The sequence below is a fragment of the Pseudomonas sp. 2 genome (assembly GCF_056627435.1).
This window is the reverse complement of record NZ_JBWXNG010000001.1, coordinates 418,192-436,646: the sequence shown is the minus strand read 5'-3', so window position 1 is coordinate 436,646 and position 18,455 is coordinate 418,192. Positions and strand designations below refer to the sequence as shown.

At 63.7% G+C, this 18,455-nt stretch carries 15 protein-coding genes; 4 read left to right on the top strand and 11 right to left on the bottom strand.

The features are described 5' to 3' along the window. The 3 genes from AC1MEK_RS02030 to AC1MEK_RS02020 are packed head-to-tail and all read right to left on the bottom strand — an operon-like array spanning position 1 to position 4,134. On the bottom strand, positions 1-1,425 hold the full coding sequence (locus AC1MEK_RS02030; RefSeq protein ID WP_480394588.1) for an efflux transporter outer membrane subunit: 1,425 nt from the start codon (positions 1,423-1,425) through the stop codon (positions 1-3). Further along, a complete protein-coding gene (locus AC1MEK_RS02025; RefSeq protein WP_480394587.1) occupies positions 1,422-3,014 on the bottom strand; it encodes a DHA2 family efflux MFS transporter permease subunit in 1,593 nt (530 codons plus the stop codon). Before AC1MEK_RS02025 ends, AC1MEK_RS02030 begins: the two co-directional genes overlap by 4 nt. Beyond that, on the bottom strand, positions 3,007-4,134 hold the full coding sequence (locus AC1MEK_RS02020; protein ID WP_480394586.1) for an HlyD family secretion protein: 1,128 nt from the start codon (positions 4,132-4,134) through the stop codon (positions 3,007-3,009). The genes AC1MEK_RS02025 and AC1MEK_RS02020 overlap by 8 nt, the downstream gene beginning before the upstream one ends. A 99-nt stretch (positions 4,135-4,233) precedes the next feature. Here AC1MEK_RS02020 and AC1MEK_RS02015 point away from each other — a divergent pair, with 99 nt between their 5' ends. Continuing rightward, the gene (locus AC1MEK_RS02015) at positions 4,234-4,944 is read left to right on the top strand and encodes a CerR family C-terminal domain-containing protein (protein WP_480394585.1); all 711 of its coding nucleotides are present in this window, start codon (positions 4,234-4,236) and stop codon (positions 4,942-4,944) included. Between the two features lie 31 nt (positions 4,945-4,975). On the opposite strand, the gene AC1MEK_RS02010 is transcribed toward AC1MEK_RS02015, so the two are convergent. The 7 genes from AC1MEK_RS02010 to AC1MEK_RS01980 all read right to left on the bottom strand — a co-directional run bounded on the left by AC1MEK_RS02010 (position 4,976) and on the right by AC1MEK_RS01980 (position 13,291). Further along, on the bottom strand, positions 4,976-5,773 hold the full coding sequence (locus AC1MEK_RS02010) for an IclR family transcriptional regulator (protein WP_480394584.1): 798 nt from the start codon (positions 5,771-5,773) through the stop codon (positions 4,976-4,978). A gap of 109 nt (positions 5,774-5,882) precedes the next feature. Then, on the bottom strand, positions 5,883-7,433 hold the full coding sequence (locus AC1MEK_RS02005) for an AMP-binding protein (protein WP_480394583.1): 1,551 nt from the start codon (positions 7,431-7,433) through the stop codon (positions 5,883-5,885). A 3-nt stretch (positions 7,434-7,436) separates the two neighbouring features. Continuing rightward, positions 7,437-9,140 (bottom strand): ABC transporter permease subunit, encoded by a 1,704-nt coding sequence (locus AC1MEK_RS02000; RefSeq protein ID WP_480394582.1) that lies wholly within the window; start codon positions 9,138-9,140, stop codon positions 7,437-7,439. After that, entirely contained in the window at positions 9,137-10,201 is a 1,065-nt protein-coding gene (locus AC1MEK_RS01995; RefSeq protein ID WP_480394581.1) for an ABC transporter ATP-binding protein, read from the bottom strand. The genes AC1MEK_RS02000 and AC1MEK_RS01995 overlap by 4 nt, the downstream gene beginning before the upstream one ends. A 12-nt stretch (positions 10,202-10,213) precedes the next feature. Continuing rightward, entirely contained in the window at positions 10,214-11,278 is a 1,065-nt protein-coding gene (locus AC1MEK_RS01990) for an ABC transporter substrate-binding protein (RefSeq protein ID WP_480394580.1), read from the bottom strand. A gap of 180 nt (positions 11,279-11,458) precedes the next feature. Further along, positions 11,459-12,217 (bottom strand): enoyl-CoA hydratase/isomerase family protein, encoded by a 759-nt coding sequence (locus tag AC1MEK_RS01985; protein ID WP_480394579.1) that lies wholly within the window; start codon positions 12,215-12,217, stop codon positions 11,459-11,461. 327 nt (positions 12,218-12,544) lie between these two features. Then, positions 12,545-13,291, bottom strand: coding sequence for a GntR family transcriptional regulator (locus tag AC1MEK_RS01980; RefSeq protein ID WP_480394771.1), 747 nt, complete (start codon positions 13,289-13,291; stop codon positions 12,545-12,547). Between the two features lie 115 nt (positions 13,292-13,406). Here AC1MEK_RS01980 and AC1MEK_RS01975 point away from each other — a divergent pair, with 115 nt between their 5' ends. The 3 genes from AC1MEK_RS01975 (at position 13,407) to AC1MEK_RS01965 (ending at position 17,547) form a co-directional block, all read left to right on the top strand. Next, the gene (locus AC1MEK_RS01975) at positions 13,407-14,762 is read left to right on the top strand and encodes a class-II fumarase/aspartase family protein (protein WP_480394578.1); all 1,356 of its coding nucleotides are present in this window, start codon (positions 13,407-13,409) and stop codon (positions 14,760-14,762) included. A 74-nt stretch (positions 14,763-14,836) separates the two neighbouring features. Then, on the top strand, positions 14,837-16,138 hold the full coding sequence (locus AC1MEK_RS01970; RefSeq protein WP_480394577.1) for a cation:dicarboxylate symporter family transporter: 1,302 nt from the start codon (positions 14,837-14,839) through the stop codon (positions 16,136-16,138). After that, positions 16,135-17,547 (top strand): class II fumarate hydratase, encoded by a 1,413-nt coding sequence (locus tag AC1MEK_RS01965; RefSeq protein ID WP_480394576.1) that lies wholly within the window; start codon positions 16,135-16,137, stop codon positions 17,545-17,547. Before AC1MEK_RS01970 ends, AC1MEK_RS01965 begins: the two co-directional genes overlap by 4 nt. Positions 17,548-17,983: 436 nt before the next feature. Here the strand turns inward: AC1MEK_RS01965 and AC1MEK_RS01960 are convergent, their stop codons facing one another. Further along, the gene (locus tag AC1MEK_RS01960; RefSeq protein WP_480394575.1) at positions 17,984-18,454 is read right to left on the bottom strand and encodes an REP-associated tyrosine transposase; all 471 of its coding nucleotides are present in this window, start codon (positions 18,452-18,454) and stop codon (positions 17,984-17,986) included. Between the last annotated feature and the right edge of the window lies 1 nt (position 18,455).

Sequence of the window (18,455 nt, the reverse complement as noted above, 5' to 3'; positions counted from 1 at the left end):
TTACAGCGTCCAACCTAACCCCAACGATTTGTGCAGCGAAGCAAAATCCTTGAGCAACTCCGCATCCCCGGAAATCCGGCTTTCCTGCGCCTGATAACGGGTGCGCTCAGCGTCGAGCCAGTCCAGGGTGCTGGCGGTGCCGGCGCGGTAGCGTTGGCGGGTGAGGTCGGCGGCGCGCACGGCGGAGGCTTCGACGTTACGCAGCAGCACCACGTTCTCCCGCTGGTGACCATAACGCGCCAGTGAGACGTCGGCGTCGCGCAGGGCGCTGAGCACCACGCTCTTGTATTGCGCCAGCGCCTCGTCATGCCCGGCTTCGGCGCCTTCGACACTGGCGGCTACCCGGCCGAAATCCAGAATGTTCCAGCTCAGGCGCGGCAGCAGCAGCCAGGTGCCGTTGTCCTTGCGCGCCAGATGGCCCGGGTCGCCCGCCGAGAACGACAGATCCCCGGTGAGGCTGAGCTTGGGAAACCAGTCGGCCTTTTTCTCGCCGATCTGCGCGTTGCTCGACGCCAGTGCACGCTCGGCGGCGCGGATGTCGGGGCGGGCCTTGATGATCGCCGCAGGATCGGCGAACGGCACTTTTTCCGGCATGGCAGGCAGTGATTGAGTGGGCGACAAGCGCGCATCCAGCTCGCCCGGTTCCAGCCCGCACAGCAGACCCAGTTGATCGATGGATTCGACGATCGACGCTTGCAACGGAAGGCGTTGGGCGCGGGTGTTCTCGGCCTGGGTCAGCACCTGTTCCAGTTGCAACTGCGAGGCCACACCACGGCTGCGTCGCTGCTGGGTCAGTTCGACGGCCTGCTGCTCGATGTCGACGCTGGCATCCACCAGACCCAGGCGCGTCTGCTGATCGCGCAGGTCGACGTAGGTCTGCACCACTTCGGCGGCCAGTTGCACCTGAGCATCGGCCAGTTTGGCGGCGGACGACTCCGATTCGGCCTGCGCCGCTTCGATGGCCCGGCGATTGCCGCCGAACAGGTCGGCTTCCCAACTGGCATCGAACCCGGCCAGATACAGGGTCAACGGTCCACGCCCGTCACCGCCGCCGCTGTCACCCAAAAATGAAGTGTCGGGGGAGCGCAGTTTTAGCATCGCCGCATCGGCGGTGACCTTGGGCAACGCATCGGCGCGCGAACCGCTGAGGCTGGCGCGGGACTGACGCAAGCGCGCCTGGGCGCTGGCGATGTCCGGGCTGTTGTGTAAAGCCTGGTCGATCAACTGGTCGAGCAACGGATCGCCCAGCGACTGCCACCACTGGGCGACCGCGGGTTCGTGGGCGGCAAGCGGATCGGAGTGAGGCAAGCGCCCGGCGGCCAGGGTTTTGGGCGCGACATCGGGCGCACCTTTGTAGTCGGGCCCCACGGTGCAGGCGGACAGCAGACCAACGGCCAGAAACAGCGGAATAGAGCGGGAAATCATTGTCGTGGGCCTGCCTGCGCCGGGCGCGTTTTCAGGATGAAGATCAGGGGCAGGCACGCCAGCATCGCCAGCCCCAGTACATAAAAGGCATCGTTGTAGGCCAGCACCGAGGCTTGCTGGGCGATATCACTGGCCAGTTGCTCCATCGCCTGCAATTGGGCGGTGGAAGGATCGCCGGTTTGCGCGAGGAAGCTGGCGGTCTGGCTGGCGATGTGATCCTGGGCCAATTGACTGTTGGCCAGGATGCCGTCGCGCAGCGCATCGTCATGGAAGTGGCTGCGCCGGTCCATCAGCACCCCGAGCAACGCCAGCCCCAGGGTGCCGCCCAGGTTGCGCGACATGTTGTAGAGGCCAGCGGCGTCGCCTGCATCGCGCGGCTCCACCGAGCGCATGGACAACTGGCTGAGGGGCAGCATCACCAGGATCTGGCCGAAGCCGCGCAGGATCTGCGACAGCACGAAGTCATGGCCGACGCTTTGCGCGGTCAGTTCGGTGTCGACAAAGCAACTGGCCCAATACAGCAACAGCCCCAGGCCGACCATGTAGCGCAGGTCATAGCGGCCCAGCAGCTTGGGAATGATCGGCATCAGCAGAAACGCCGGGATACCCGACAGCAGCATGATCGAGCCCGACTGCTCGGCGTTGTAGCCCGACAGAATCCCGAGAAACTGCGGCACCAGATACGCCGTGCCATACAGCCCGGCGCCGACGGCGGTGGCAATCAGCAAGACGCTGCCAAAACTGCGGTTGAACACCAATTGCAGGCGCACGATCGGCGTGCTTGAGCGTAACTGGCCCAGGGCGATCAGGAAGAAGCCGACGAGGGTGGCGATGCTCAGCCAGATAATCAGCAACGAATCGAACCAGTGCTCGCGCTGGCCTTCCTCCAGCACCACGGTCAGCGAACTCAGCCCCAGCGCTAGGCCGACGATCCCCGCCCAGTCGGCCTTGATGAAGCGTTCGAGGTTCATCTTCTCCGAGGGCAGGCCGGTGAGCAGCAGGGTGATCAAGGCGATGCTGATGGGCAAGTTGAGAAAGAAGCACCAGCGCCAGTCGATGTTTTCCGTGAGCCAGCCGCCGACCACCGGCCCCAGCAACGGCCCGAGGATGGCGGTCATGCCGAACAGTGTGGTGCCGATGGGTAATTGGTGGGCGGGCAGGCGCGTGCGGACGATGGTCTGCGCGGTGGGGATCATCGCGCCGCCGGCAAAACCCTGGCCGATGCGCCCGGCGATCATCGCCCCCAGGCTTGAAGACAAGCCGCAGAACATCGAGAAGAAGGTGAACATCAGCGCCGTGCCCACCAGAAACCGGCGCAGGCCGAACACCCGGGTCAGCCAGGCGGCCAGCGGGATCATGACGATTTCCGACATCAGGTAGCCGGTGGCGATCCAGGTGCCTTCGGTGCCAGTAGCGCCGATCTGCCCCTGAATCTGCGGCAGCGCCGAGTTGGTGATCGAAATGTCCAGAGTTGCCAGCAGCGCGCCGAGCGAGCCCGCGGCGACGGCGATCCAGTCGGTCAGCGAGGCGTTGCGCGGCTGCTCGGCCTGGCGCTCTGGGAGTGCTCCGCTCACCAGGGCCTCAGCCATGAGTGGCGTCTGCGTTGTGCGAGCGGATGTCCACTTCGACGGTCGCCGACAGCCCCGGGACCAGCGCAGGGCGTACGTCATCGGTGATGTCGAGGGCGATACGCACCGGTACCCGCTGGACGATCTTGGTGAAGTTGCCGGTGGCGTTCGACGGCGGCAGCAGGGCGAACTGCGCGCCGGTGCCGGGCGCCAGACTGTCGACATGGCCATGCAGCGTGCGGCCCGGCAGCGCATCGACATGCACCTCGACCGACTGGCCGGGGCGCATGTCGCCGATCTGGGTTTCCTTGTAGTTGGCGGTCAGGTAGATCGCCTCGACCGGCACCACCGTCAGCAATCGCGTACCGGGCTGCACGTACTGGCCGACGCGCACGCCACGGTCGGCGACGCGGCCATCGATCGGGCTGCGAACCACCGCGTCGTCCACGTCCAGCTGGCTCTGGGCTTCGCTGGCCTTGGCCACGCCGAGTTGCGCCTGGGCCTGTTTGAGCTGGGCCTGCAGCGTGCCGTAGCGGGTTTCGCTGGAGCGCAAGGCGGCCTGCTTGGCGGCGACCGTGCTGCGCGCCTGGGCCAGTTGGTTGTTCAGTTGCGCCAGACGCTCCTCGGGCTCGGCCCCGGAGCGGGCGAGCGGGGCGTAGCGGGTGACTTCGGTCTGGGCGTGGCGGGAATCGGCTTCGGCGCCCTGCAGTTGCGCGCGGGCTTCGGCGATGGTCGAGTCCTGCTGGGTCAGATCGGCCTGGGCCTTGGCCAGGTCTGCCGTGCGCGCTGCGATGGTGGCCGAGGCTTCGTCGCTGACCGCCTGATACTTGCGTGCATCCAGGCGCACCAGCACGTCGCCGCGCTTGACGGCCTGGTTGTCCGCCACCAGCACCTCGCCGACATAGCCGCTGATTTTTGGTGCCACGCTGATGCTGTCGGCCTGCAGGTAGGCATCGTCGGTGGTTTCGATGAAACGCCCGGCCAGCCACCACCAGGCTGCCCACGCCAGCCCCACAGCTAGCGCGATGGTGACCAGCGACAGCAGAATCCGCAGCGCCTTGCCGCGCTGACCGTTGGCGGTGTCTTCAGGCACGACGAGGGACGAGGTCGCGGAAGGTGGGGGAGGTGTGGCGGCGGACATCGGGGTTGCTCCGAATTTATATCAGGTGGAATAAATTCGTTTTTTCGCCAAAATTTGTCAACTGGTATATTTTGCCCCGGTACTGAACGGGAGCTGCACATGGCACGACACAAACCGGCCGCCGAAGGTGGTTATCAACGGGGCGAAGAGACCCGCGCACGCATCGTCGAGGCCGCCGTGGCGGTGTTTGGCGAGCGGGGCTTTGATGGCGCCTCGACCCGCGACATCGCCACCGCCGCCGGGGTCAACGCGCCGGCCATCCAGTATTACTTCGACGGCAAGGAAGGCGTGTACCTGGAGTGCGTCGAGCATTTGATCAAACTGCTCTGGCAGAAAATGGGCGACAGCGTCGAAGCCGCCGAGGCCGCGCTGGCCCGGCAACCGATGCAGGATCAGGCGTTGATCGAGGCTTCGCTGGGCATCCTCGGCGCCGTGGTCTCGACCATTCAGGACAGCCCGCAGACCACCGCCTGGCGCGCGTTTCTCGACCGCCACCAGACCGGCCTGTGCCCGGACAGCGCCTCGATGGCCTTCGAGGACCGCTTCAAGAAACGCATCGGCGTGGTGGTCCGGCTGCTGATCGCCGGGCTCTCGGGGTACGCGGTGGAAGACGAGCGCACCGTGATCCACTCCATGGCCCTGTTCTCCCAGGGGCTGGCGTTCCGGGTGCAGAAACCCAAACTGCTCGAAGCGCTGCAATGGGCCGAGGTCGGGCAGAAGGAAATGGAACAGGTCCGCGATGTGGTGCTGACTCAGGCGCGATTCACCCTCGAAGGGCTGATCCGCCAGCGTGACGCGCGCAGCGGCTGAGCCGTGCGCCGGCGCTATGGCGGATGCATCGTCAGATCTTGCGCTTGATGGAAATCGATGACGCCGCGCTGATGACCAGATCCGCATAGCGTTTGGTGTCGCGCTCGGGTACCCAGCGCGAGCGCGAAACAGCGATGTTGACGGCGCCGATGCCGCGCCCGTTGGCGTCCAGAATCGCTGCGGCGGTGGAGATGTCGCCATAGAAGAACTGGTCTTCGGTATGCGCATAACGGCGCTGGCGGATCAGTTCGATTTCGGCCTTGAGCGCGCCCCGGTCGGTGACGGTCGCCGGGGTGTGCTGGACGAACTGGCTGCGGTCGAAAATGTCCTCGATCTCGTCGTCACCGTATGTGGCCAGCAACGCAAGCCCGGGGGCGGTGCACCAGGCGGGCAGACGAGTGCCGATGATCACGCTGGCGTTGAACACGTGGCGGCTGACGATCCGCTGCACGTAGACGATGTCGGTGCCATCGATGACGGTCAGGTTGGTGGCCTCCTCGGTTTCCGCGCTCAGCTGTTGCAGGTAGGGCGCGGCGCGAGTGACCAACTCGCTGGACGTGAGGTAGTGGTAGGTGAAATCCAGCAGCTTGGGTGACAGCTCGTATTTCTTGGTGCTGTCCTTGTTCAGATAACCCAGCGTGGCCAGGGTATGGGTGAAGCGCTGGGCGGCGCTCAGGTCCATGCCGGTGAGGCTGGCGATGTCCGACAGCGAAAGCTGGCGCTGGCTGCCGTCGAAGGCCATGAGCACTTTCATGGCCTTGTCCACGGATTGCACGTACAGGGAGGAGGCGGTGGGGTCGGTGGGGGTCTTTTTCGGAGTACGGGCCATGGCGCAGTGACAGATCGGCAAGAAAGGGACGATTATCCGGCAGATGCCGGGGATATTCTATCGCTATTCACTAAAGTGTTACTGCGCAAGCCACCAAGGCTGTCGAAATTCAGGCACCGGGCATCGACGCGTCCCAGGCTGCGTGGATGTCCTTGTCTAGCAGATGCTTCTTGATGCGCTCGCTCGGGGTCAGCTCGAAACGATCCACCTGCTGGTAATAACGCGGGAGTTGATACGACGCGCAGCGCTCCCGGGCCCAGTTCACCAGCGTCGGCCAATCCGCCTGCTGTCCTTGCTCCAGCTGAACGTACAGCATGATTTCCTGCTCACCGATCGCCGATTCGACGCCCACCGCTGCGCAGCTCAGTACGCCCGGATAGCGGTTGAACAGGCGCTCCACCTCCCAGGCCGAAACGTTCTCGCCGCGCACCCGCATGCTGTCGGTGCGCCTGCCAACGAAGAACAGATCGCCGTCAGCGTCGCGGCGCGCCATGTCACCCGTGAACAGCCGACCGTCGCGCAGCGCGCTGGCACTGGCCTGGGGGTTGTCCAGGTAGCCCGGCAGGAACACGCCTTGCACGCTGCTGGATAGCACGATTTCCCCCAATTGCCCAATAGGCACGGGGTTGCCATCGCCGTCGAGCAATTCGACGTTGATCCAGGGCAGCGCCTGGCCGATCGAGCCGGGTTTGCCTGTGCGGTTTAGGGTGGCGAAGCTGGAACATTCGGTCATGCCATAGCACTCGCGCAACGGGCAGCCGAAGCGTTCTTCAATGGCCGCCCAGTTGGCCAGGCTGACCCCCGCACCCCACAGGCTGCGCAGGGCATGTTGCGCGGGCCAGCGGTCGGCGGGCTGCTGCATCAGGATGTCGACGATGCCGCCCAGGTAGTGCAGTTGCGTGGCCTGCGCCTGCACACATTGCGCCCAGAACTGGCTGGCGGAAAAACGTTGGACCACATGCAGCTGTACGTCGGCCAGAAAGGGCAGCAGCAACAGTTGCGCACCGCCGATATGGCACAGCGGCTCCCAGAGCAGAAGCCGGTCGCCGTCCCTGACGTCGGCGACCTGCACCACGGCCTCGCTGGCGATGCGCATCATGCGGTGGGTGAAGATCACGCCCTTGGGCGCGCCGGTGGTGCCCGAGGTGTAGATCAGGCACAGGGTCGCATCCGGAGCGCTGTCGACCAGTGTCAGTTCGGCATCGGCGAATGCCTGCGCCTGTTGGTGCAGTGTCTCGATCGACACGCAGGGCCTGTTTCGCGCCGCGCTCTGGGCCAGCAGTGGCTCGAACTCGGCGTCACCGACCACAAGGTCCGGCCGTGCATGCTCGAAGGGATAGTCCAGGCCTGGGCCGCGCAATTTAGTGTTGACCGGAATCCAAACCAGCCCTGACAGGATCAGCGCATAGATGAGCACGATCTGATCGTCGCTGTTGCCCAGCATCACGACCACCCGTTGCCCGGCCTGCAGCCCGCGTGCGGCCAGCACCTGCTGCAGCGCGGCGACCCGTTGGCGCAGCGCGTGGGTCTGCAGCCCGTGGCCGGCGAAGGTGATGCGCACGCTTGCGTCGCTGCTCGACAACCCGGCGTGGATCAACGGCGCAGTGGTCAGCTGATCGTCAGCGCATCGATGCGGAAAAAATGACTCATAAGGATGCATCGGTCAGTGTCCTTGACGTTTGGAGAGAGAGCGCCGCGAGACCCAGCGGGCCGCCACGGCGAACAGCACGATGAACACCAGCAGGGTGGTGGAAACAGCGGCCAGGGTCGGGGTCAGCGCCAGTTGAATGCTGTCCCACATCTGTTTGGGCAGCGTGGTGTTGATGCCGCCGCTGACGAAAATGGCGATGGTCAGGTCATCGAACGAGGTGATGAACGCCAGCAGAAAAGCCGATACCAGACTGGCCGACATCAGCGGCAGGGTCACCGTGCGCAAGCGGGTGAAGGTGCCTGCGCCGAGCACGCGGGCGGCGTCGTCCAGGCGCCAGTCATATTGTTTGAATGCCGCCGACAGCGTTACCACGACATAGGGCAGCGCCAGCACCGTATGGCCGAGCACCAGTCCGATGTCCTTGCCTGCCAGACCCAGGCGCGAGAACAGGTACAGCAGCCCCAGGGCGATGACGATGCGCGGTACGATCAGCGGCGCGATGAACAGCGCGAACAACCCTTTGCGCCATCCGGCACTGATGCGGGTCAGCGTCAGAGTTGCGCCGAAACCCAGCATCAGCGCCAGCAGCGCGGTGGCAACGCCCACGCCCAGAGAGCGCAGCAGGGCGGCCTGCCACACCGCCGAGGTGAAAAACTCCTCGAACCACTTCAGGCTGAACAGTTTGGGCGGAAAGGCGATGAACGGGCTGCTGGTGAAGGCCAGCGGAACCACCACCAACACCGGCAGGATCAACAGCATCACCAGCAAGACGCTGTAGCCGGTCAGCATCACGCCGTCGCCGCTGCGTTGCCGGCCACTGCTTGCGCGAGAGCAGGCATGGCCCAGCCAGATCAGCAGTTGCAGGCCGCGTCCGGAGTGCCGCGCCTTGGGGGCTTCACCGCCCAGAGACGACAAGCCTGCGACCCGGTCGTAAATCACGAACACCACCAGCGAGCACATCAGCAACACCACTGACAGGGCGCCGGCGAAGTTCATGTCGAACAGGTCCAGCACCGAGGAAATCACCAGCTGCGCCACCATCATTTCCTTTGGCGAACCCAACAGCGCCGGCACGATGAAAAAGCCCAGGCTGGTGATGAACACCAACAGCGCCGCTGCGGCGATGCCGGGTGCCGACAGGGGCAGGAAAATACTGAAAAAACTCATCGGCCCGCTGGCACCCAGCGTCTGCGCCGCCGGGGTCAGGCGCTGGTCGATGCTGCGCATGATCGGCAGCAGGGTGATCACCGCCAGCGGCAGCATGGAGTGGACCATGCCAATCAGCACGCCCGAGAGGGCCGGCACCAGCCCCGAAGGGTTGTCCAGTACATCGGCGGCCAGGGTAGTCAGCAGGCCCTTGCGCGAGAGCAGTAGCATCCAGGCGTAGGTCTTGACCAGATAGCTGGTCCAGAAGGGCAGCATGATCCACAGCAGCCAGCGCTCGCGACCCATGGGCGACAGCCGCGCGAGCAGGTACGCCACCGGGTACGCCAGCAGGACCGAGAGCAGGGCGGTCAAAGCGCTGACCCAGAAGGTGATGCCCAGCACCCGCCCGTACACCGGGGTCTGGGCGATGCGCTCGAAGTTGCTCAGGCTCAGCTCGCCGCTGGCGTTCTGGAAGCTGCCCATGAGCATTTCAGCCGCTGGCAACAGAAAAAACAGCGCCAGGAACAGCAGGGCGGGAATGGCCGGTATCAGGCCTTTGCGCCAGTTCATGGCCGGGCCTGCGCGGGTAACAGAGTGGCGCGATGCGCATCCCAGGCGATGCCGACTGCATCGCCGATGCGCGGGTTCAGGTCGCGGGCGCAACGCACGCTGAAACGGTTGCCCGAGGGCAGACGAATCAGCGCGCGGGTGTCGCTGCCCAGAAACACGCATTCCTCGACATTGCCCACCAGCAACCCGGCATCCGGGGCTGTCAGGCGTGCAGCTTCCGGCCGCACCAGCATCAGGGCCTGTGGATCGCTTTGATGGGCATCGTGGCCAACGCAACCATCCAGCGCCAGCAAACGACCTTCCACATTGAACTGACCATTGCCTTCACGCTGGCCAGTCAACACGTTTGAATGGCCGATGAATTCGGCGGCAAACCGGGTGGCCGGGCGGTCATACAGCTCCTGTGGGGTGGCGAGCTGTTCAATACGCGCGCGGTTCATCAGGCAGATACGGTCGGACAGGGTCAGCGCCTCTTCCTGATCGTGGGTCACATAAATGAAAGTTGCGCCCAGCTCCTGGTGCATGCGGCGGATTTCCAGTTGCATGTGCTCGCGCAGGTTCTTGTCCAGCGCGCCCAGCGGTTCGTCCAGCAGGATGATCGATGGCCGATAGGCGAAGCAGCGCGCCAGGGCGATCCGCTGCTGTTGCCCGCCGGACAGCTCGTTGGGGTAGCGGTGGGCGAAATCCTGCATGCGCACCATGGCCAAGGCGTCATCCACGGCGCTTTCTACCTGCGCCTTGGGGTACTTGCGCATGCGCAAGCCGTAGGCGACGTTGTCGCGCACGCTCATGTGGGGAAACAGCGCGTAGCTCTGGAACACCAGACCGATGCCACGTTTGGCCGGTGCCATGTTCGTCGCGTCCTGGCCGTCGATCAGCAGTTGTCCGCCCGTGGGCGCCACCAGGCCCGAGATCATCTGCAGCAGGGTGGTCTTGCCGGAGCCGGACGGCCCCAGCAGGGTCAGGAATTCGCCTTCACGGACCTGGAGGCTGGTGGGTTGCAGCGCGACGAACTGTCCATACGTCTTGCCCAGTCCACGGGTTTCAAGTTTCACACTCATGCACAGACTCCCTTACGACAAGATCCACGCATTGAAGCGTTCGGTGACGGCGGTGCGGTTCTCTGCCCACCACTGGGGGCTGGGCAGGCGCATGTTCGCGAGGTTCTGTGGCGCGGTGGGCAGCAACGCTGCGCGCTCTGTCGGGATCACGTCGAACGCCTTGCGGTTGGTCGGGCCGTAGGCCAGGGTGTCGGTGAACGCCGCCTGGCGCTTGGCATCGGCGCAAAAACGCACGAACTGTTTGGCCATTTCGGCACGTGGCGTGCCTTTGGGCACGGCCCAGCCTTCGATCGAATACAGGCCCTGATTCCAGACAATCTCCACCGGCGCGCCGTTGTCGATGGCCGCCTGAGCGCGGCCGTTCCAGGTGGAAATCATGTCCACTTCGCCGCTCTGAATCGCTTGCATCGCCTGAGCGCCGGAGGTCCACCACAGGTCGATGTGTGGCTTGATCTTGTCCAGGCTCCTGAACGCGCGGTCGACGTCCAGCGGGTACAACGCGTCTAGCCCTACGCCGTCTGCCAGCAGCGCCTGCTCCAGGGTGTCCAGCGGGCTGCGACGCAGGCAGCGGCGGCCGGGAAATTTCTTCACGTCCCAGAAATCCGCCCAGCTTTGCGGACCTTTGCCTGCCGTGAACGTGTCGGTGCGATAGGCCAGCACGGTGGAGTAGACGTCCACGCCCAGAAAGTTCTCGGTGATGGCCTCGGGCAGCAGATCGGGGTACTCGCTCGCGCTCAAACCGATGGGTTCCAGATAGCCCTGCTCCTGCAGGTAGGGAATGTCGGCGGAGATGGTCAGGGTGGTGACGTCCCAGACGAAGTTGCGGGTTTTTACCATCGCCGAGAACTGCGCGACCGGCTGGGATTCGCGCGCCACGCTGACCACCTTGATACCGGTGGCCTGCTCGAACGGGTCGTAGAACGCCTTTCGGTAGGCCACGGTGTAAGGGCCGCCCGGATCGGAAACGATGAGTTGTTTGTCCGCGGCACGTACAACGCTGGGCAGCGCGCAGACCAGTGCAGTGGCCGCACCGGCCTTGAGCAGTTGCCGACGGCTGGGATTTTCAGGTTTTTGCATGACCGACTCCTGGAAAAACGAATGTTTCGTTGAAGGGAGAAAGCGTCGGCAGCGAAAGGGTGGAGTAGCCGGGGAAGGTACATTGCCGCCGCCGTGCGTTTTGTTTTCAGGACTTGCTGTGTGATGGTCGCGGCGGAGGATGCAGTATTCGGGCCTGCATCCATCCGGGCGGTATCGGGGTTACTTGGCGCGCGCCTTGAAAAAGGCCTCCATCATGCGGGCAGGTTCGCCCGAGTCATAGGCTTCCTTCTGCAGGCGACGGCCTGCCGCGATGCAGTCCTTGAAGCCTTCTTCGCCCATTTCACGAAAGCGCTGCTTGTCCAGACGCATGGCGATCGGCGGCTTTTCGGCCAGTTGCGTGGCGACTTCCAGCGCCTTGCTCATGACCTCGGAGGCCGGCACCAGATGATGGATCAGGCCAATGCGATGGCATTCCTCGGCGTCCATGAGGCGGCCGGTGAGGGTCAGCTCGATGGTGCGCGACATGCCCAGCATGCTGTTCATGATCCAGGGGCCGGTGGTGCTGGGAATGCCCGAGTTGATTTCCGGTTGCCCCATGCGCACGCCCGGATGGCCGATGCGGATGTCGCCGAGCAGGGCGACCTGGAACGCCGAGCCTGCCGCCGTGCCGTTGAGCGCGATGATCAGCGGCTTGGACAGCCCGCGGATGGTGGCGTAGTAGCGCTCCCATTCACCCACCCATTCCACCGCCCGGTCGCCGTCGAAATCGTGCGCCTCGGACAGATCCTGTCCAGCGGAAAAGGCGCGGTCGCCTGCGCCGGTCATGATCACCGCCTTGATGGCCGGGTCGGTGTTGTAGCGGTTGAGCGCGTCGATGATGTCGTTGCGCATCGGAGTGGTCCAGGCGTTGAGCACCTGCGGGCGATTGAGGGTAATGACGGCGACCGGACCTTGAGTTTCTAGCACAATGTCTGACATGTTTATCTCAATGCAATAGTTAATGTTTCATTACGATATGTTCGTGTTGAAAAATGCGCAACTCATTTCTCATGTCAATGTGCCGGTCGGTGCGAAAGCGGGGGGATGGGTGATGAACGTGACAAATGCCAGGCAAAGGCTCTGAAACAAGGCTGAAGCGACGGGTAGGGCGTTCAGACAGGGGAGGTAGCGAAGGGCGGCAGGTTTACTGAGACAGGGCGCGCAAGTACCGACGCAGAGCGGTTCAGGCGTGCGACCTGGAGAAAGAGGGCAAATCTTTTCTAGATATGTAACGAGCGTGAGCCCGGCAGCGCCGGACCCGCAAGGCTATCCCGCAAACTCAGCGCGCTTTTCCCGCTTCATCTGCATGACCAACGTGAACCGGTCATCCGGATACACCGTCTCCGATACCGCAATCAGCCCACCCGACTCATCGCGATACTGGCGAATGATATTCAGGCCCAGCGACCCCGCCGATGCATTGAGCCGTGAGGCCAGCTCGGCACTCAGCTGCACCGGCCGTACCTGCTGATCCACCGCGTCGATCCGCCGCCCGAACTCGCGCTCGATCAACGCCGCGATCAACTCGCCTGGGCATTGTTCGGCCAGTGGAATCACCTGGGCATATGCCGCATCGGCGTACACATCCGTCCAGCACAACGGCGCGCTGCGCTGGTTGACATCGACCTTGATGCTCGACATGCAGAAACAGTGAGACCCCGGTTCCAGCCCCAGGCGGCGGGCCTGGGCGATGTCGACCACGAAGTGCTGCACCTGCTGCACGTCGCGAATGTGCGTTTCGGCCACATGCACCAGATCCGCCACCGAGGCCAGCGACTGCGAATAACCGCCGCTCGGCTCAGCCGCCTCGACACGCGTGCCGACGCGCTTGCGGCGCGACACCATGCCCTGATTCTGCAACTGGGTAATGGCCGCGCGCACGGTGTGGCGGCTCACTTCGTACAGCTCGCACAGCTCGAATTCGGTCGGCAGCAAAGAGCCCACCGGGTAGCGGCCGCTGCTGATGCCTTCCATCAGGTCCTTGGCGACCACGGCGTAACGCGTTTGATTGATGCCTTCCATCGAGCTCTCCCCACAGCGAGTTGACAGTGTATCAGGGCAGCGGGTAATAATTATGTACGGACATAATAAATATGTACGGCCAATAACAACATTTGAGACCCTCTTCATGTCCACTACCGTTTTCGATTCCGCCCTGTTCCGTGACATGTTCGGCACCGCCGAGATGCGCGAAGTGTTCTCCGACAAGGCGCTGATCCAGCGTTACATCGAAGTCGAAGTCGCCCTGGCCCGCGCCGAAGCCCGTTGCGGGGTGATTCCTGCCGAGGCCGCCGAGCAGATCGCTGCCAAATCCACCTTCGAATCCCTTGATCTGGCCCTGATGCAGCACGAGACCGAGATCGTCGGTTACCCGATCCTGCCGCTGGTCGAGCAGCTGTCCAAAACCTGCGGCGAGGCTGGGCGCTATGTGCACTGGGGCGCGACCACCCAGGACATCATGGACACGGCCGTGGTCCTGCAGGTACGCGCTGCGCTGAAACTGGTCGAGCGCGACATTCAGGCCGTGCGTGGACTGCTGGCGGGTCTGGCGCAGAAGTACCGCGACACGCCGATGGCCGGCCGCACGCACTTGCAGCACGCCTTGCCGATCACCTTTGGCTACAAGTGCGCAGTGTGGCTGAGCATGTTCGACCGCCATGCCGAGCGTCTGGTGGAACTGCGTCCGCGAGTAGAAGTGGGCCAGTTCGCTGGCGCGGCAGGCACGCTGGCGTCGTTGGGCGACAAGGGGCTGGAAGTGCAGGAAGCGCTGATGGCCGAGCTGGGTCTGGGCGTGCCCCAGGCGACCTGGCACGTGGCCCGCGATGGCCTGGCCGAGACTCTGAATTTCCTGGGGCTGGTCACCGCGTCGCTGGGCAAGGTGGCGCTGGACGTCATGATGATGATGACCAGCGAGCTGGGCGAGGCCTACGAGCCGTTCGTCAAGGGCCGTGGCGCCAGCAGTACCATGCCGCAGAAGCGCAACCCGATCTCCTGCGAGCTGATGTATGCCGCGGCCAAGGGCGTGCGCCAGCAGGCTGGGTTGATGCTCGATGCGATGATTCAGGACTTCGAGCGCTCCACCGGCCCGTGGCAGGCGGAGTGGATCGCCATCCCCGAGGCCTTCGCCTTGAGCGCTGCCTCGCTGGGCCAGGCGAAGTTCATGCTGGCAGGCCTGGAAGTGCGCCCGGAGCGCATGCTGAAAAACCTCAACATGACCCAGGGCCTGATCGTCGCCGAAGCCGTGATGATGGGCCTGGCACCGGCGCTGGGTCGCCAGTTGGCCCACGACGTGGTGTACGCCGCCTGCCGCGTGGCCAATGACCAGAACATCAGCCTGCTCGATGCGCTGGTGGCCCAGGGCGCGGTCACCGAACGCCTGGACCTGGCCGAACTGCAACGCCTGACCGACCCGTGCAACTACCTGGGTCTGGCGCCGCAGATGGTCGATCGTGCCCTGGCCCGTGAAGGCTCGGTCAAGCGCTGACGGTTTTTCCGGGCCTGCCTTTGCGGGCCCGGTATTCGCTATCTCTGCCCCATAACAACAATGAGAGCGCACACATGTCTTCTGCCGGTAAAAAACCGTTTTATCGCGACCTGACGTTTCAGGTCGTCGCTGCCATGGTCCTGGGGATCGCCTTCGGCTTCATCGCCCCGGAAACCGCCGCCAGCTTCAAGATTCTCGGCGACATCTTTCTCAAGCTGATCAAGACCGCTGTCGCGCCGCTGGTGTTTTTCACTGTGGTGCACGGCATTGCTTCGGCGGGGGACATCAAGCGGGTCGGCAAGGTCGGCCTGCGCGCACTGATCTACTTCGAGGTGCTGTCCACCGTCGCTCTGGCCATCGGGCTGATCTGGGGCAACATGCTGAACATCGGTTCGGGCATGCACGACGCCCATCCGAGCAGCGCCACTGCGGCCGCTGCCAATGCTGCCGTTGCCAAGGGTCATGGCCCGACGTCGACCCTGGATTTCATCTACGGCATCTTCCCGGACAACTTCGTCGGCGCCTTCGCCGGCGGCCAGCTGTTGCAGGTGCTGGTGATCTCCGTGCTGTTCGGTTTTGCCTTGCTGGCGCTCAAGCCTGAACGCCGTGAAGTGATCGAAGAGGGCCTGAGCCGGATTTCCGAATGCTTTTTCGAGTTCATCAACCTGATCATGAAGTTCGCGCCGCTGGGGGCCTTCGGTTCGGTGGCCTATGCGGTGGGCAGCAACGGCACGGCGGTGCTGATGTCGCTGGCCAACCTGGTGCTGATGTTCTACGTCGCGGTGTTTTTCTTCCTCTTCGTGGTACTGGGCGCGGTGTGCCGGTTGTCCGGCTTCAGCCTGTGGCGTTTCCTGCATTACATCAAGGATGAGATCTTCATCGTGCTGGGCACGGCGTCTTCGGAAAGCGCGCTGCCGCGCCTGTTGCAGAAGCTGGAAAAATTCGGCTGCTCGAAACAGAGCGTAGGCCTGGTGCTGCCCACCGGCTACGCGTTCAACCTGGACGGCACGTCGATCTACATGTCGCTGTGCGTCCTGTTCATTGCCAATGCCTACGGCGTGCCGCTGAGCTGGGAGCACCAGTTGGGCATCATCGCGATCATGCTGGTCACCTCCAAAGGCGCGGCGGCGGTGTCCGGCGGCAGCTTCGTGGTGTTCGCCGCCACCGTGACGGCGGTGGGCGTGCTGCCGGCTGAAGGCCTGGCCTTGCTGTTTGGCGTGTACCGCTTCATGTCCATGGCGATCGCCACCTGCAACACCATCGGCAACAGCGTGGCCACCGTGGTCGTTGCCAAGTGGGCCGGGGAGTTTTCCCAAGCGACCGCGCAAGAGGAATATCAGCGCGAACTGGGCCGCGCGCCGGGAGCTGCGCTATGACCGACACGCGACTGGAGCACGATGCCTTCGGGCCGGTGGCCATCCCGGCCCAGCGCTACTGGGGCGCGCAGACCCAGCGGGCCCTTGAAGTGTTCGGCAGCCATGGCGAGCGTTTCGCCCCGGCGCTGATTCACGCCTTCGGCCTGCAGAAGATCGCTGCCGCCCAGGCCAATCGGCGCCTGGGTGCATTGCCCGATGAGATCGCCCAGGCCATCGAGCAGGCCGCGCAGCGAGTGGCGGCGGGGGCGTTCGACGAGCACTTCCCGCTGACCGTCTGGCAGACCGGCTCCGGCACCCAGACCAACATGAACGCCAACGAAGTGATCGCCAACCTGGCCAATCTGGCGCTGGGTGGCGAGCTGGGCAGCAAGCGGCCGGTGCATCCCAACGATCACGTCAACCGCTCGCAGTCGTCCAACGACAGCTTTCCCACGGTGATGCACGTGTCGACCGCCCTGCAGTTGCGCGACGTCCTGCTGCCTGCACTGGCCGGGCTGCGCGACGCGCTGGCGGACAAGGCCCGGGCCTGGGCCAGCGTATTGAAGATCGGTCGCACGCACATGATGGACGCCGTGCCGATGACCCAGGGCCAGGCATTCGATGCCTTCGCCCGGCAGATCGGCCATGGCATCGACCGCATCGAAAGCTGTCTACCGCGCCTTCGCCTGTTGCCCCAGGGCGGTACGGCGGTGGGCAGCGGCCTCAATGCGCCGGTGGGGTTCGATCAGGCGTTCTGTGAAGCCTTGAGCGCATTGACTGGCGAGCCGTTCAGCGCCAACCCGAGCAAGTTCGAAGGCATGGGCACCCACGATGCGCTGGTGGAAGTCTCCGGCGCGTTGAACGTGCTGGCGGTGTCGCTGAGCAAGATCGGCAACGACATCCGTCTGCTCGGCTCTGGGCCGCGTTGCGGGTTGGCCGAGCTGCTGTTGCCGGACGACGGCCTGACCTCATCGATCATGCCCGGCAAGCGCAACCCGACCATCGCCGAAGTGCTGGTGCAGGCGGCCATGCAGGTCATGGGCAATCACACCACCATCACCCTGGCCGGGGCGTCCAGCGCCTTCGAGCTGAACGTGGCCAAGCCGGTGCTGATTCACAACCTGTTGCAGTCGATTGGTGTGCTGGCGCATTGCGTAGGGATCTTTACCGACAAGCTGGTCAAGGGGCTTGAGGTCAATCGTGCGCAACTGGCGGCCAACGTCGAGAACTCGCTGCTGATGGCCACGGTGCTCAACCCGTTGCTGGGTTATGACCGCGTGGCGCAGATCACCTGCAAGGCCGCGGATGAGGGCCTGTCGCCCAAAGCCGCAGCGGTGGCGCTGGGGTTCATCAGTGCCGAGGAATATGAGCGGCAGGTGCGGCCGGAGTTGATGGTTGGATGCCACAAAGGTGAGTTGAGCAATCGCTGATTTCTGATTTCTGATTTCTGATTGCTGAGTGGGAGTGAGCTTGCTCACGAAGATAATGTGTCAGGCGCAAGCGGTGCGACGAGTGTACTGGCGCTTTCGTGAGCAAGCTCACTCCCACAGGATGCGGTGTGCTCGCCGATCTGGCCGCAGGTTCTATGAGTGGGAGTGAGCTTGCTCACGAAGTGATGTGTCAGACGCAAGAGATTTGACGAATGTGCTGGCGCTTTCGTGAGCAAGCTCACTCCTACAGGTTGCGGTGCGCTCGCCGATCTGACGGCAGGTTTGCTGAGTGGGAGTGAGCTTGCTCACGAAGGCGGTGTGCCAGGCGCAAGAGGTTTGACGAATGTACTGGTGCTTTCGTGAGCAAGCTCACTCCCACAGGTTGCGGCATGCTCGGCGATCTGACGCCAAGCTCACTCCCACAGGGGAATGGTTTTTAACCAGAACCTGGCAGCCAGACTGAATCCCACAATGGATAGTCTCCAAGACGCTGCACGAGCCCGGCTCTGAGTGGGTTGGCAACGATGTAGCGTGCGAAGTGGACCATGTCTTCTTCGTGTCTGACGGCGATATCGTGATATCCCCATTGCCATAAGCGGCCTTGTTTTCCTGTGACCCGGTTGACCGCAATCGCGGTTTTGGACTTGAGCCTCTGTACGGTGCTAGCCAAGGTGCCTGTCTGAAGCTCAAACAGCCAATGAAAATGGTCCGGCATGATTACCCATGCCAGTGAGTTCGCAATCTCCAGTCGTTGAATATCCCTGATTTGTTCGACGAGCAACCTGCCCAAGCGCCAGTCGGAAAAGTCATTTCGCGGTTTTTCCAGCCGTGAGGTCACCATGTAAATCCTGCCCGGTTCTGAATACCGTCCGATGCGCAAGCTGTGAGAGTGAAAGGTTTTGCTCATT

Excerpts from the sequence above, each read along its gene's own strand:
- AC1MEK_RS02030 (WP_480394588.1), bottom strand. The coding sequence starts at position 1,425 with ATGATTTCCCGCTCTATTCCGCTGTTTCTGGCCGTTGGTCTGCTGTCC.
- AC1MEK_RS02025 (WP_480394587.1), bottom strand. The coding sequence starts at position 3,014 with ATGGCTGAGGCCCTGGTGAGCGGAGCACTCCCAGAGCGCCAGGCCGAG.
- AC1MEK_RS02020 (WP_480394586.1), bottom strand. The coding sequence starts at position 4,134 with ATGTCCGCCGCCACACCTCCCCCACCTTCCGCGACCTCGTCCCTCGTC.
- AC1MEK_RS02015 (WP_480394585.1), top strand. The coding sequence starts at position 4,234 with ATGGCACGACACAAACCGGCCGCCGAAGGTGGTTATCAACGGGGCGAA.
- AC1MEK_RS02010 (WP_480394584.1), bottom strand. The coding sequence starts at position 5,773 with ATGGCCCGTACTCCGAAAAAGACCCCCACCGACCCCACCGCCTCCTCC.
- AC1MEK_RS02005 (WP_480394583.1), bottom strand. The coding sequence starts at position 7,433 with ATGCATCCTTATGAGTCATTTTTTCCGCATCGATGCGCTGACGATCAG.
- AC1MEK_RS02000 (WP_480394582.1), bottom strand. The coding sequence starts at position 9,140 with ATGAACTGGCGCAAAGGCCTGATACCGGCCATTCCCGCCCTGCTGTTC.
- AC1MEK_RS01995 (WP_480394581.1), bottom strand. The coding sequence starts at position 10,201 with ATGAGTGTGAAACTTGAAACCCGTGGACTGGGCAAGACGTATGGACAG.
- AC1MEK_RS01990 (WP_480394580.1), bottom strand. The coding sequence starts at position 11,278 with ATGCAAAAACCTGAAAATCCCAGCCGTCGGCAACTGCTCAAGGCCGGT.
- AC1MEK_RS01985 (WP_480394579.1), bottom strand. The coding sequence starts at position 12,217 with ATGTCAGACATTGTGCTAGAAACTCAAGGTCCGGTCGCCGTCATTACC.
- AC1MEK_RS01975 (WP_480394578.1), top strand. The coding sequence starts at position 13,407 with ATGTCCACTACCGTTTTCGATTCCGCCCTGTTCCGTGACATGTTCGGC.
- AC1MEK_RS01970 (WP_480394577.1), top strand. The coding sequence starts at position 14,837 with ATGTCTTCTGCCGGTAAAAAACCGTTTTATCGCGACCTGACGTTTCAG.
- AC1MEK_RS01965 (WP_480394576.1), top strand. The coding sequence starts at position 16,135 with ATGACCGACACGCGACTGGAGCACGATGCCTTCGGGCCGGTGGCCATC.
- AC1MEK_RS01960 (WP_480394575.1), bottom strand. The coding sequence starts at position 18,454 with ATGAGCAAAACCTTTCACTCTCACAGCTTGCGCATCGGACGGTATTCA.